Genomic DNA, 13,624 nt, shown 5'->3' on the forward strand with positions numbered 1-13,624 from the left:
TGATTGCAGGCTTGGTTGCTGATTCAGTTTTCCCGTTGATTTGGGAGCTTGATCGCGATGATGGGTCCGAAGAAGGAAGCACAGGCAGCGCTTTTCTATGAGTTCGATCTGGATCGGCACGTGCCAGCTGATCATGTGCTGCGCCAGATAGACCGGTTTGTGGATTTGTCCGGCATTCGCTCGTTGCTGGCTCCGTACTACAGCTCAACAGGCCGACCGTCGATTGATCCCGAACTGATGATTCGCATGCTGCTGGTCGGCTACTGCATGGGTATCCGGTCTGAGCGGCGCTTGTGCGATGAGGTTCACTTGAACCTCGCCTATCGCTGGTTTTGCCGTCTGGATTTGAACGATGCCGTTCCCGATCATTCGACCTTTTCCAAGAACAGGCATGGACGGTTCCGTCAGAGCGACCTGTTCCGCCACCTGTTCAACACGGTTCTGAAGCGCTGTATTGCCGTGGGTCTGGTTGGCGGCGATGACTTCGGCGTCGATGCATCGCTCATCAAAGCCTACGCCAGCCGCTACACGAAGGTGGAGTTGGCCGACTGGAACCTGCCTGATCAGGTCTCTCGGGCCACCCAGGAATATCTCGACACGCTGGACGATGCGGCCTTCGGTGGCGCAACCCCGGTGCAGCCCAAGTCCATCTCTCCGGCTGATCCGGCAGCCCGCTATACCGGAGCCAATGGCGACAGGCCCTTCCTTGCCTATTCCACCAACTATCTGGTCGATCTGGACAACGCCGTCATTGTGGATGTGGATGCGACGGCTCCGATCAGGCAAGCGGAAGTCGAGATCACCAGGGAGATGATCCCGCGAACCAGAGAACGGTTCGGACTGTATCCCGAGAAGCTTGTCGCCGACACGGCCTATGGCTCAGCGCCCATGCTTGGGTGGCTTGTCGAGGAAGAAGGCATCGAACCCTTCATTCCGGTCATCGATAAGTCGCAACGCAGCGACGGCACATTCTCGCGTGATGACTTCACGTACGATAACGACAGCGACAGCTATACCTGTCCCGCTGGCAAGCAGCTTGTCCAGTTCAGGCGCACATACAAGACGCTCCGATTGGGTGTCGATAAGGAAGGCTTGATGCGCTTCCGCGCCAGCAAGAAAGACTGTGAAGTCTGCCCGTTAAGGCAGCGCTGTTGCCCAAAGGAGCCGGCTCGCAAAATCCTGCGATCAATCCATGAAGGCGCGCGCAACATGGCGCGCGACATCACCAAAACCGATGCCTATGTGACAGCCAGCTATGCCCGCAAGAAGGTGGAAATGCTGTTTGCCCACCTCAAACGCATCCTCAGGTTCGACCGCCTGCGTCTCAGGGGACCAAACGGCGCGAAAGACGAGTTCATCATGGCAGCGACAGTCCAAAATCTCCGCAAACTTGCGAAGCTCGTACCAAACCCGGCCTGAAAACCAAAAACAGGCAAATGTGAACCCTGTTGAACGACCGTCAGTCATCCCAGTTTTTCAACGGTATCTGTCGCAAGCCGACGGCGACGAGGTCGATCGCCTGCTCGACAGCGGGCAGGCCTGGCTGATGAATTTCTGCTTCTTCGTCACCCACGCCCGCAAGCCGGGGTAGGCGTTCTCATCAAGGCCCGTTGACGAGCGCGAGGATGAGCTGCTGGATATTGCCGCCGTTGGCCATTTCAGCCTCCTCGAAGGCGCGGTTTCGCGTTTTGTAGCGGATGAAAGCGGCTTTGAGCGGCGTCTGGATCGCCTGACGGATCGCCTTGCAGTTTGGATCGTTCGGCTGGCGGAAACCGACAGTCGTGTCGTAGATCTCCTGCGCCATCTCGGCCACGTATTGGCCGTGAACGGCCTCGTGCGCGCGTATGCCGTCGATGAAGACGCGCCAGCGCGCGGCCACGTCCGCCGGCAGTTTCTGCGACGGCTTCGGCAGGGTGTATGTGATCGTCAGGAACGAGCGCGCGGCTTCAAGCACGCAGTCGTTTCCGTTGCGCACATAGTCGCGTCCCCACTTGAGATCGAAATCGGTCTTGGCGATCGCGCTCGACGCGCCGCCGCGCAACAGCGGTCCGTTCGAGCCCATCGACTGGTAGAGCGCAATGCCGGTCGCGCCCGAAACCGCATAGGCCTTCTCCACGAATTTCGGCTTCACCTCGCCGGCGAGCGACGGCGCGGCGAGAACCAAAAGCGCTGCGGCGAGCGCAAAAAGACGCATCATATCCGTTTCCTTGCTGGCGCCATGTCTCAATGTCGCGTTGCCCGCCTTATTCGAGTTCCTCGGCAAGCCCGATCAGAAGCCCGCCTGGCCCGCGTATATAGCAGAGCCGGTAGGCGTTTTCATAGCGAACGACATCGCCGACCGGCGCAGCGCCGCGTTTTTCGAGTTTCTCAAGCGTTGCGTCGATATCGTCAACGGTGAACATTACGCGCAGATAGCCCAGAGCGTTTACCGGAGCGTTTCGATGATCATCGACGGCGATCGGCGTGATGTAGCGGCACAGTTCCAGCCGGCCTTGACCGTCCGGCGCACGCATCATGGCGATCTCCACGCGCTGGCCGGACAATCCGGTCACCCGTCCGGCCCATTCGCCTTCGACTACGCCGCGTCCTTCGAGTTCGAGGCCCAACTCGGTGAAAAAGTCGATCGACTCTTCGAGGTCTTCGACGACGATGCCCGTATTGTCTATTCGTTTGAGCGCCATGGCGCGTTACCCCCGCGTGTTGTCAGCATTCGCCGCGCAATTCCAACGTTTGGGCCGCCCCTGTCAATCCGGCGCAACAGTGGTAGAGTTCGGGCGAATCCTCACTTTCCCATATCCAACAAGGCACGGAGCACCGGAGTGACCGACGCCGAAAGGCCCACCTTCTACGAATTTTTCGCCGGCGGCGGCATGGTCCGCGCGGGTCTGGGCGAAGGCTGGCAGTGTCTCTTCGCCAATGATTTCGACGCCAGGAAGGCGGCGGCCTACCGCGCCAACTGGGAAAGCGTCGCGCCGTCCGTGCTTGAGGTCATCGACATCCGCGCCGTCGAAACGAACCGGTTGCCGGGCGTCGCCGATCTCGCCTGGGCGTCCTTTCCCTGCCAGGATCTGTCGCTTGCCGGCGGCGGCGCCGGTCTCGGCGGCGCGCGCTCTGGCGCGTTCTATCCGTTCTGGGACATCGTGAAACGGCTGGCGACGGAAGGCCGCGCGCCGCGCATTATCGCGCTCGAAAACGTCACCGGCGCGCTTACCAGCCATGGCGGCGCGGATTTCGAAGCCATTTGCCGGGCTTTTGCCGACAACGGCTATCGCTACGGCGCTTTGATCATCGACGCAGCGCTTTTCGTGCCGCAGTCCCGACCGCGTCTGTTCGTCGTCGGCGTTCGCGATGATATCCCGCTGGAGGTGACGTCTCTCTCGGCAAGCCCCATGGAGCCGTTCCACACCCGCGCCCTGCAGACGGCGCACGCCCGTATCGGCGCGACTGCCCGGGCACGCTGGCTGTGGTGGAACCTGCCTGCGCCTCCGCGCCGCAACACCGTCTTTGCCGATCTCATTGAAGACGATCCGCAAAGCGTGCGCTGGCACGACCCGTCCGAAACGACGAAGATCCTCGGCCAGATGTCGCCGTCAAACCGCGCAAAGGTGGACGCCGCACGGCGGGCAGGGCGGCGCATGGTCGGCGCGGTCTACCGGCGCACCCGCGTCGAGAACGGCGAAAAGCGCCAGCGCGCCGAGGTGCGTTTCGATGATCTGGCGGGTTGCCTGCGCACGCCGGCCGGCGGCTCGTCGCGCCAGCTCATTCTGGTGGTCGACGGCGATCGCATCCGCTCGCGTCTGATTTCCGCGCGTGAGACCGCGCGCCTCATGGGGCTCGACGAGACTTACCAGCTGCCGCAAAACTACAACGCGGCCTATCACCTCACCGGCGACGGCGTTGCAGCCCCCGTGGTGCGGCATCTGGCGCAGCATCTCTTCGAGCCGATCCTCAAGCGCCGCATGCCCGGCGCCGTTGAAGCCGCGTGAAAACGGCGCAGACCACGGATCCCGCGCGCAGCGCCGTCATGCGCGCCGTCAAGTCCCGCGACACCGCGCCGGAAATGGTCGTGCGCCGGCTCGTCCATGCGCTGGGCTACCGTTACCGCCTCCACAGGCGCGATCTGCCCGGCGCTCCTGATCTCGTCTTCCCCGGTCGCCGCAAGGTGGTGTTCGTGCATGGCTGCTTCTGGCACGGCCACGATTGCCCGCGCGGCGCGCGCGCGCCCAAGACCAACGCCGACTACTGGCGCGCCAAGATCGCCCGCAACACAGCCCGCGACGCCCGCAACGCGCAGGCGCTCGCCGACGCCGGCTGGCGCGTGCTCACCGTCTGGGAATGCGAAACCCCGAAAGCCAAACGCGCCGCGCTGGAGGTGAAGCTGAAGGCGTTTCTGGGGTAATAGGGCCAGGCTCGGACAGTGTTTCGATTGTTTCCGACCTTCGGCGGATCCGAAACAATTGAGACATTCGGCGACATCATACCCATACATGCCCCAGTCAGATTTCCCTCCATAGGAAACAGCCGGCCGAGGTGGTCGGACACTCCGCTAAATCCTGATTGGAAAGGAAACCTGACAATGAGTAACTTGACACGCAGCGCCGGCGTCGCCGGCTTATTCGCCGTAGCCGCCATCGCCGTAACGGCGCTGGGCGCCGCCCCGGCTTCGGCCTATGAGTGCAAGAACAGTCACCACTACCAGACCGGCGCAGGCAATCATCCCCAGGTGACTGTCGCCCAGATGATTGCCAAGAAGAGCTGGCAGGGCAAAATCAAGAGTGAGTACGGCCTGCCATGGTCGGTATGGGATATTGCCAAGGGCAAGCAGGTCAACTGTACACCTGCTGGAGGCGGACAGACGATCTGCGTCGCCCGCGCGCGGCCCTGCAAATACGTCACCGGCTAACAGATTATCCGTGGCTGAAAGCAATGACAAGGCGCATACTGCCGGCGGCCGGAACACATCCGGTTCGCCGGCGAAGCCCGTTTGCAAGCGCGGGGATGCGCCGGCCTGATACAATTGATACATTTGGCGATACCGAACAGATATGCTTGCAATGCATTATGGAATGCGCCGCGGCGTAGCGCCTGCGGACGTCGGAGATGAAGGGAGCCATCCATTGTCCGCGAAGCTGCACGATCGGGACAACTTCCTTTCGGCCGACGAAAAGACCCAACTTGTGCTTGAGGGTCTGCGTTCTCCCGAAAGCGCCGATCGACTATGCAAAGAGGCCGGGCTTTCGAAAAGCGCTTTCGAGAAGTGGCGTGACGCATTCATCGCGGGAGGCCGGAGCCGGCTGGCGCGCGAAGCGGATGCTCCGTCCGGCGCGGTCGGGTTGGATGACGCCTTGCTGAGAAAAGTCGTCGAGTCCTTTCCCGCAAATCTCCTCATATCAAGACTGGACGACGGCGAAATCATTTTCCGGTCCGCCTCGACCGAAGCTGTTTTCGGCCGCAGGGATCGTACGCGCGAGCACTGGATCGACCAGGACGAACGGCGCAAATTCGTCGAGGAAATGCAGACAACGGGCCGGGTCGACAAGATGCTGTTCAGAGGGCGCGGTTTTGACGGGGCGGAGTTTCCCGCTCAGTTGTCGGGCCGGCTGATCGAACATGGCGATGAAAACATCAGCGTGACGAGCTCCACGGACCTGGGCGCCTTTTACGAGATAAGCGAGCGACTGGAGCAGAACATCGCCCGTTTCCAGGATGCGCTTGAGGCGCTGGACGAGGGGATCATGCTTTATGATTCCGATCTGAAGCTCGAACTTTTCAACGGACGAGCGAACGAGATGTTCTTCCAGGGTGAGGGCCGGTTCGAGCTCGGCAAGACGTTCTATGAACTGTGCGAATATTTTGCCGTTACGGGATTGCTCGTCATGCCTCCCATGCTTGCAAAAGAGGACTGGGCGCGGTTTGCCGAGGAGGACGTGCGCGGCCTTGCGAAGAATTCGGAAATCACCACGGCCAACGGGCGTCTCCTGCTCGGATCGTCTCACCGCACCGATCAGGGCGGCTACCTTCTCACGTTCAGGGACATCACCGGGCAGCGCCAGGCGGAAAACGCACAGCAGGAATCGGATGCGCTTCTCAGGCTGATCGTGGAGACATGTCCCGTCAATTTCATGGTGTCGCGTCTGGACGACGGAAAAATCATCTACTCCTCGCAAGCCATGAAGGCCCGCTTCGGAGAAGTGGATTCGACGCATTCGTACTTTCTCAACCCGGAAGACCGACTGAAATACCTCGACAGGCTGCTGCCGACGGGCGCGGTGGACGACTATCCCGTCAAGCTGCGCCAGGGCGACGGCGCGGTCATGGACGGCCTGACGTCCGCGCGCATGACGGTCTACAAGGGTGAGGACGTGATCGTCTCCTCGACCCGCGACGTCACGGATTTCCTGAACCTGCAGGAAGAACTTCGCCACCAGCGGGAGATCGCCCATCAGAACGAGAAGCTTTCAGCCCTTGGCGAACTCCTCGCAGGCGTCGCCCATGAGCTGAACAATCCGCTGTCCGTGGTGGTCGGCTACTCTCTCATGCTGAAGGAAAAGGTTGAGAATCCCGTGCACCGGGAGCGGATCGACCGGATCGGACAGGCGGCCGAACGCTGCGCCCGCATCGTGAAGGTGTTTCTGGCGATGGCCCGGCAGAGGCCCGTCAATCCGCAGCCCCTGTCTCTCAACGACATCGTCGAGGCGGCCGCCGATGGCGCCGCCATTTCCGTGCGCTCCAAGGGCGCCCGCATCGTCTTCGACCTGGACGCGACCCTGCCGCTGGTCGACGCCGACGAGGACCAGCTCATCCAGGTCTTCACCAATCTCATCTCCAACGCCGGGCACGCGCTCGCCGGCAAGAAGAAGGACGGCGTGCTGACGCTGAGAACCTATTTCGACGACAGGCTGGACCGGGTCGTGGCCGAGGTCATAGACAACGGGCCGGGTGTCCCCAAAGAACTCCAGTCGCGCATCTTCGAGCCGTTCTTCACGACCAAGGAAGCGGGCGAGGGCACCGGGATCGGTCTGGCATTCTGTCACCGCATCATCGCGACCTATGGCGGGCGGTTGTCCCTGAAATCCTCTCTCTCGAAAGGCGCGCGCTTCATCGTGCGGCTGCCTGAATCCGCGCAGCGGACCGGCTATCGATCGCTGTCGGTCGACATTCGCGAAAAGGCGCGCGACGCGTGCAGGGTTCTGGTGGTGGACGACGAGATCAACGTCACCGACATGCTGGTCGATCTTCTCGAGGAACGCGGATGCGAAGTCGTCGCCAGAAACGACGTCGAATCCGCCCTTCAACTGCTCGAACGCAAGACCTTCGACGTCATTGTCAGCGACATCCGGATGCCCGGGCTCGGCGGCGAGGCGTTTCTGGAAAGGCTGAAAACGTCGTTTCCCGCCTATGCCGGCCGGCTCGCCTTCGTCACCGGTGACATGCTGAGCCCGGACGTGGCGGATTTCCTGGCCCGCGCCAATGTTCCCTTCCTTGAAAAACCGGTCGTTCCGGAAGATCTGCAGTCCCTGATCATGGATATCTGCAAAGCCAACAGAGACGTCTCGTCATGAGTTCCACGCCGTTCCACATTCTTGTCTGCGACGACGAAATCCACCTGCGGGAGATGGTCGGCGAATATCTGTCCGACCGCGGCTACCGAGTCACGGAGGCGCAAGACGCCTCCTGCCTGCACGAGGCCATGAAGAAAGACCCCGCGGACCTCATCGTGCTGGACATCAACATGCCTGGCGAGGACGGGCTAACGGCCCTGCGCACGCTGCGCAGGGAATCGACCGTCCCGGTCATCATGCTCACCGCCGCTGCCGACGTCGTCGACCGCGTGGTCGGCCTCGAATTGGGCGCGGACGACTATGTCGGCAAGCCCGTGGATCTGCGCGAGTTGGAGGCGCGCATCAAGGCCACCCTGCGCCGCCAGGTCGTCAATGAGGAAGCCGCCAAACGCCGCGACATCATGACCGGCACGGTGCCGTTCGGCGATTGCCGCCTCGATCTCGACGCAGCGAAGCTCTACGGTTCCGGCGGCGACGAGATCGCGCTCACGGCCATGGAGTTCAGCCTGCTGCGGGTCTTCGCCTCCAATCGCGGCCGCATCCTCAACCGGGATCAGCTGCTGGAACAGGCGCATGACAAGGGATGGGAGCCTTTCGACCGGTCGATCGACTTGCGCATTTCCCGCATTCGAAAAAAAGTGGAAAAGAACCCGGCCAAGCCGGAATATATCCGCACCATCAGGGGCATCGGCTACATCTTCGACTGAGCGACTGTCGCGGCGCCGCGCCTCCACCCGAATCTGCTAAAAGCCCCACCCAAACAGGAGATCTCCCATGCCTGACGATTTCAAGATTTGCCGCGCCTGCGGCGTCGAGCATCCTCTGTCCGCCGTCGTCTGTGACATCTGCCTGGACGAGCGGCAATATGTGCCGCGCGGCGGCCAGGCCTGGGCGACGCATGCGGAGCTGGCGGCGGAAGGCGTGTGCACGCAGATCCGGGAGGTCGAGGAAAACCTCTTTGAAATCTCCACGGCGCCGTCCATCGCCATCGGCCATCGCGCGCTTCTGGCGGTGACGCCGGAAGGCAACCTGTTGTGGGAGCCCATCGGCTTTCTCGACGAGGCCGCGGTGAGCCGCATCCAGGCGCTCGGCGGCGTGCGCTTCATCGCCGCCAGCCACCCGCACATGTTCGGCGCGCAGGTCGCCTGGAGCCGCGCTCTGGGTGACGCGGCCGTGCTGGTCGCAAGCCTCGACCGCGAATGGCTGGCGCGGCCCGATCCTGTGATCGAATTCTGGGAGGACGACGTCGAACTGCTGCCCGGCGTCACGCTCGCGCGCGTCGGCGGGCATTTCCCGGGCAGCGCGGTCGTCCACGTCGCGGCCGGCGCCGGCGGAAAAGGCGTGCTGCTCGCGGGCGATTCCATCATGGCGAACCCGGACGGCAAGACCGTCTCCTTCATGCGCAGCTTTCCAAACCGCATTCCGCTGTCGGTCAAGGCGGTGGAGACGATCCTGCAGCGGATCGATCGCTTCGCCTACGACCGGCTTTATTCCAATGTCGCGACGGCGGTGGAGGAGGGCGCGGACGCCGCGGTGCGCGCCTCGGCCAGGCGCCATATCGACTGGATCACCGGCGCGCACGACGACCTGATCTGAGGCGACGTCCGCCGGGCGATACTGACAACGCCTCCGACATCTGCGATCCTGTCAGCGGCAACTGACATTCGGGGAACGGAAATGCTGACGCGCGTCGGGAATGTCAGGTCGGAAAAAGCCGGCGCCGCTCAGTCTTCAAGCCCCGCCCGGGCGTATCCTTCCCTGATCCTTTCCCTGTCCGCCGGATTTTCGAACGGCAGGCGTCCAATATGGGCGGTGAAGGAATAGGCGGGATTGATCTTCCGCAGATCCTCGCGGACCTGCCGCGCCTCGTCCGCGCGGCCGAGCATTCCGAGCGCCGCGATCATCAATCCGCGGCTCAGATCCGTGTTTGGCGAGGCCGTGATGCGCTCCTTGAAGCTCGCGACCGCATTGTCATAGTCGCCCGCCATCAGATAGGCGGTGCCGATGAAATGCCGGAACTGGTGCCCCATGATCGGTTCGAGGCGCAGCGCCAGCTTCAGGTCCGGCACGCCCTCGAGCGGCCTGCCGCGGTAGATCTTGTCGAGCGCCCGCATGCCGATCGCCGGCGCGAAGTTCGGATTGAGCGAAAGCGCCCGCTCGATCGACGCGGCCGACGCCGCCATGTCCCCCGCCCAGAAATGGTTCAGGCCGGCCACGTAATGGGCGTAGGGAAGGTCCGGATCCTTTTCCAGCGCCATGCCGCAATAGCGTTGCGACAGCGCCATGCTGTCGTCCCGCCCCAGCCAGTTGTTCTGGAAGTCGCGGTTGTAGGCGTGCGCGAGACCCGCATAGGGCTCGGCGTAGTCCGGGTCGAGTTCGATCGCCCGGTGGAAAGACTGCAGCGCCACGTCGAACATGTCGCGGGTGTTGGCGCTGCTCAGGAGCGCTTCCCGGCCGCGCAGAAACAGGTCGTGCGCCTCGATGTTGCGGGTCGGAGCCTGGCCGATGCGGCCGTCTTCCGCCGGCGTCAGCTTCACCTTCAGCGCGTCCACGATGCGCCGCGTCACGTCGTCCTGAACGGCGAAGATGTCGGTCAGCTCGCGGTCGTAGCGCTCCGCCCACACATGCGCGCCGTCGCCGGCGTCGATCAGCTGCGCGGTGATGCGCAGGCGGGCGCCGGCCCGGCGGACGGAGCCTTCCAGCACATGCGCCACGCCCAGCTCGCGGCCGACCACCCGGATGTCCGGCGTCTTGCCCTTGTAGGCGAAACTCGAGTTGCGGGCGATCACCAGCAGGCCGCCGATCTTCGACAGGTCGGTGATGATGTCCTCGGTCATGCCGTCGGAAAAATACTCCTGTTCGGGGTCGCCGGACAGGTTGTCGAAGGCGAGCACGGCGATCGACGCCTTCTCGGCCCGGCGCGGCTGTTCGTCGGGCGCCGCGCGGGGCGGCGGCGCGTCGTCAGCCGGGCGCCATTTCCATATCCTGATCGGTTGATCGATATTCTTCACCGTCACGTCGCCGCCGTCCGTGAAGACAATGTCGGCCCGCGCGCCCACGCTGTCGTTGACGATCGACGACACGCACACGCCGCCGGGCTCGGCCACGGCTTCCAGGCGCGCGGCGATATTCACCCCGTCGCCGTAGATGTCGTCGCCGTCTATGATGACGTCGCCTATGTTGACGCCGATCCGCAGCGTCAGGCCGGGGCCGTCGGCGGCCGCCTCATGCGTCATGCGCTGCACGGCGACCGCGCAGTTCACGGCGTCGACAGCGCTTGCGAACTCCACCAGCGCGCCGTCGCCCATCAGTTTCACGATCCTGCCGCGATGCGCTTCCACCGCCGGGTCGAAGATCTCCCGCCGGTGCCGCTTCAGCGCCGACAGCGTGCCGGACTCGTCATCGCGCATCATGCGGGAGTAACCCACCACATCCGCGGCCAGAATGGCTGCCAGTCGTCTTGTGTCTGCGGGCGCGGCCATGGGTGTCCTCGGGGCGTGATGGTGCGTCGCGGCGGACCTTACAGCGTTTCGCCTCGCAAGAGGAGATGAAAGCCGGGCGCGCGGAGAAGATATCCTCACCACGGCGCCGCACGCCGCCGCCGCCGCGTACCCAATTCCCTCTCTCCCTCATTGCGGGCTCGACCCGCAATCCAGCAGCGCCGCTTCGGCGGCGCGCAAGAAGGAGAGGCTGCGCAAACCGCCCGCTACTACGCCCTGATCCGCCCGCGACCATTCCCCTCTCTCCCGCATCCCGGGCTTGACCCGGGATCCATACGGCGGCACATCCCGGAAGGAAGGAGATGAGTTGCGCATGACAGAAATCTTCATGCAGACAACCGTCGAAACGCAACTGGGCCGCGTCGCTGCTTCAGCGCAGCTCATATCGCCTGATCTTGCCGAGGAGGCTGTTTCCCTGAAGGTCGTTCCGTTCAAACCGAAACTGCCACCCGGTATGAGCGTGCGCACATGCACGGCGATCCTGCTGGTGATCGACGGCTCCGTGGAGATCGAACGCCTGTCCTTCGGCCTGACGCTCGAAAGCCCCTTACAAGGTGATCTCAACCCCGGACAGCATCTCGTCGCCGAGAAATGGGCGGATGGCGCAAATCTGGTGATGATCGGCACGGAAGACGGCGAAGCCCTCGACCTTCGATTTCCGATCCTGGGTTTTACCGAAGACACACCTGTTATCACCTGCACGGCGCATGCCATGACTCTTGAACTCACCGGTTTGCCGAAACTCGACAATCCGTCCTTCCACTTCGTGATCGCGGAAAAAGAAGACCCGAAGCCGTTTGACGCATCCGCCTGGTTCGCGGTCGACCAGAACCACCGGTTCCTTCTGGGGCAATGACGCACGGCACTGCCCTTCGATAACGGTTCGCAGATCGGCATGAGACGTGGTTGACTATGCGGAAACCTTTCCCCCAATCCCTCATTGCGGGCTCGACCCGCAATCCAGCAGCGCCGCGTCGGCGGCGCGCAAGGAGAAGAAGCTGCGCAAACCGCCCGCTGCAACGCCCTGATCCGCTAGCGCCCATTTCCCTCTCTCCCTCATTCCGGCTCCGAGCCGGAATCCATACGGCGGCGCGCTACGGCAACCGCCTTTGCGGTGTGCGCAAACTAGAGGTTATCCATTCGGGCTTTGGACCCGAGATATCCGCCGTGATGGCGCAGACGATATTACTGTCGTGAAGATCCGCGTCGCTCCATGATGATCAGCGCAGTCGCGTATGCGATCGCTGACATAACCGCAATACTATCATTCAAGCGAACTGCAGAAAGCGCTATAGTGCTGATCTAAACAAGTACAATCTAGTGAGCAAGTATTGCACAAAATTGCTGTTCCACTGATGCCCTGGTCACGTTAGCATTGCCAATGCTCTGTTCAGCAATAGAGCAGGGAGAAAACAGATTGTTAGAAGAAGCGATCAAGAAATTCTATTCTTCGAGTATGAACTTGAGTGTGCTTCACGAGTTTCTGAGCGTTTGCATTCAAGACCGTGGGTTAACCGCTCGAGATCATGTTCGAAACTTATTTTCTAACAACTACGGCGGCCATACGTTCAAGTGGGAGTTCAAGCAACCAGCAGGCTTGGCGCTTCTGGCATGGGGAGATGCTGGAATAGCTGAAATGAAGCGCGTCTTCCTTGAGGATGATAACTTTTCCAATCGGAGACTTGTATTCGAAATTCTCTCTGCTTTGGCGGCAGGAGAGAGTCCTATCCAATTCAATAGTGCATCCTCTGAAGTCTGGGCGCAGGTTACTGATTGCGGTAGGCTACCACCTGCGATTCAAGTGTCTGCGAGAAGAACACTGGTTGACTTAGTACTATCCATCGAGGCTACTGATGATGTTGCTGGCCTGATTGGTGGCGCGCTTCAACAACAGCAGTTCAGAAAAGATGGAGCTGCAGTTGAACTCATTCGGGCGGCATCAAGTAGATGGCTGGCTATTGGAGATTCCGTACTAAACGATTTTCAGAAGCTCATTGTTGCCAATGCGGATGATGAGCCTTCATTCCAAAATTTCTTCGAAGCCAACCCGCAACTTTTAGACCCGATGGCGATTGAAGTCTGGCCGCAACCAAACCTGTTCGGCTCAAAAAAACCAGACTTTGTGGTTAAACGTTCTGACGGCAGCTATCTTATTGTGGAGATCGAATGCCCAGGAAAAAGCCTGATAACAAAAGCCGGACACCCTTCGGCAGCCGTTACCCACGCTGAACACCAAGCTATTGATTATAGGAACTATATGTTAAAACACGTTGGAAATGCAAAAACTGTATTTCCTGGCTTTTCTGACCCAGATTGTTTGGTCGTTGTAGGTTTGGAAAGCACATTGTCTGATGACAATAAGATTGCTCTTGCGTCACTTAATGGCAATCGTCATCGATTTAGGGTGGTGGGGTTTGATTGGCTACTGGAACGCGCTCAAAGGGTTTCCCAAAACGTTACCGAACACGGTGTTATTGTAAGCGTGCAGCGTATGACTTGAATTGCAGAGATATCCTCAACTTTCACTTGAAAATATAATTTGGAGTACAGAGATTCAACCAA

At 61.3% G+C, this 13,624-nt stretch carries 13 protein-coding genes; 9 read left to right on the forward strand and 4 right to left on the reverse strand.

Annotation, left to right across the window (positions count from 1 at the left end; all coding sequences use genetic code 11):
- The first annotated feature begins 57 nt into the window (after positions 1-57).
- On the forward strand, positions 58-1,419 hold the full coding sequence (locus tag AAFN47_RS05995; protein WP_499808289.1) for a transposase: 1,362 nt from the start codon (positions 58-60) through the stop codon (positions 1,417-1,419).
- 181 nt (positions 1,420-1,600) lie between these two features.
- On the opposite strand, the gene AAFN47_RS06000 is transcribed toward AAFN47_RS05995, so the two are convergent.
- Positions 1,601-2,197: a DUF922 domain-containing protein gene (locus AAFN47_RS06000; protein ID WP_499808290.1), complete on the reverse strand. Its 597-nt coding sequence runs from the start codon at positions 2,195-2,197 to the stop codon at positions 1,601-1,603.
- A gap of 46 nt (positions 2,198-2,243) precedes the next feature.
- Complete coding sequence (locus AAFN47_RS06005) at positions 2,244-2,681, reverse strand: VOC family protein (protein WP_499808291.1); 438 nt, start codon at positions 2,679-2,681, stop codon at positions 2,244-2,246.
- 138 nt (positions 2,682-2,819) lie between these two features.
- Between AAFN47_RS06005 and AAFN47_RS06010 the strand changes: the two genes are divergently transcribed.
- The 6 genes from AAFN47_RS06010 to AAFN47_RS06035 all read left to right on the forward strand — a co-directional run bounded on the left by AAFN47_RS06010 (position 2,820) and on the right by AAFN47_RS06035 (position 9,158).
- On the forward strand, positions 2,820-3,986 hold the full coding sequence (locus tag AAFN47_RS06010) for a DNA cytosine methyltransferase (protein ID WP_499808292.1): 1,167 nt from the start codon (positions 2,820-2,822) through the stop codon (positions 3,984-3,986).
- On the forward strand, positions 3,983-4,399 hold the full coding sequence (locus AAFN47_RS06015; RefSeq protein WP_499808293.1) for a very short patch repair endonuclease: 417 nt from the start codon (positions 3,983-3,985) through the stop codon (positions 4,397-4,399). The genes AAFN47_RS06010 and AAFN47_RS06015 overlap by 4 nt, the downstream gene beginning before the upstream one ends.
- Before the next feature lie 177 nt (positions 4,400-4,576).
- The gene (locus AAFN47_RS06020; protein ID WP_499808294.1) at positions 4,577-4,903 is read left to right on the forward strand and encodes a hypothetical protein; all 327 of its coding nucleotides are present in this window, start codon (positions 4,577-4,579) and stop codon (positions 4,901-4,903) included.
- Between the two features lie 214 nt (positions 4,904-5,117).
- On the forward strand, positions 5,118-7,562 hold the full coding sequence (locus tag AAFN47_RS06025; protein ID WP_499808295.1) for an ATP-binding protein: 2,445 nt from the start codon (positions 5,118-5,120) through the stop codon (positions 7,560-7,562).
- Positions 7,559-8,269: a response regulator gene (locus tag AAFN47_RS06030; protein WP_499808296.1), complete on the forward strand. Its 711-nt coding sequence runs from the start codon at positions 7,559-7,561 to the stop codon at positions 8,267-8,269. Before AAFN47_RS06025 ends, AAFN47_RS06030 begins: the two co-directional genes overlap by 4 nt.
- A 67-nt stretch (positions 8,270-8,336) precedes the next feature.
- Complete coding sequence (locus AAFN47_RS06035; protein ID WP_499808297.1) at positions 8,337-9,158, forward strand: MBL fold metallo-hydrolase; 822 nt, start codon at positions 8,337-8,339, stop codon at positions 9,156-9,158.
- Positions 9,159-9,286: 128 nt separating this feature from the next.
- Here the strand turns inward: AAFN47_RS06035 and AAFN47_RS06040 are convergent, their stop codons facing one another.
- Positions 9,287-11,044 (reverse strand): adenylate/guanylate cyclase domain-containing protein, encoded by a 1,758-nt coding sequence (locus AAFN47_RS06040; RefSeq protein ID WP_499808298.1) that lies wholly within the window; start codon positions 11,042-11,044, stop codon positions 9,287-9,289.
- Between the two features lie 331 nt (positions 11,045-11,375).
- Here AAFN47_RS06040 and AAFN47_RS06045 point away from each other — a divergent pair, with 331 nt between their 5' ends.
- Complete coding sequence (locus AAFN47_RS06045) at positions 11,376-11,918, forward strand: hypothetical protein (RefSeq protein ID WP_499808299.1); 543 nt, start codon at positions 11,376-11,378, stop codon at positions 11,916-11,918.
- Between the two features lie 81 nt (positions 11,919-11,999).
- Here the strand turns inward: AAFN47_RS06045 and AAFN47_RS06050 are convergent, their stop codons facing one another.
- Positions 12,000-12,122, reverse strand: a complete 123-nt coding sequence (locus tag AAFN47_RS06050) for a hypothetical protein (RefSeq protein ID WP_499808300.1) — start codon at positions 12,120-12,122, stop codon at positions 12,000-12,002.
- A 357-nt stretch (positions 12,123-12,479) separates the two neighbouring features.
- Here AAFN47_RS06050 and AAFN47_RS06055 point away from each other — a divergent pair, with 357 nt between their 5' ends.
- Positions 12,480-13,562 (forward strand): Shedu anti-phage system protein SduA domain-containing protein, encoded by a 1,083-nt coding sequence (locus AAFN47_RS06055; protein ID WP_499808301.1) that lies wholly within the window; start codon positions 12,480-12,482, stop codon positions 13,560-13,562.
- Positions 13,563-13,624 lie beyond the last annotated feature (62 nt).

Origin of the sequence: Hoeflea sp. CAU 1731 (assembly GCF_039888615.1) — a bacterium.
Classification (GTDB): Bacteria; Pseudomonadota; Alphaproteobacteria; order Rhizobiales; family Rhizobiaceae; genus Flavimaribacter.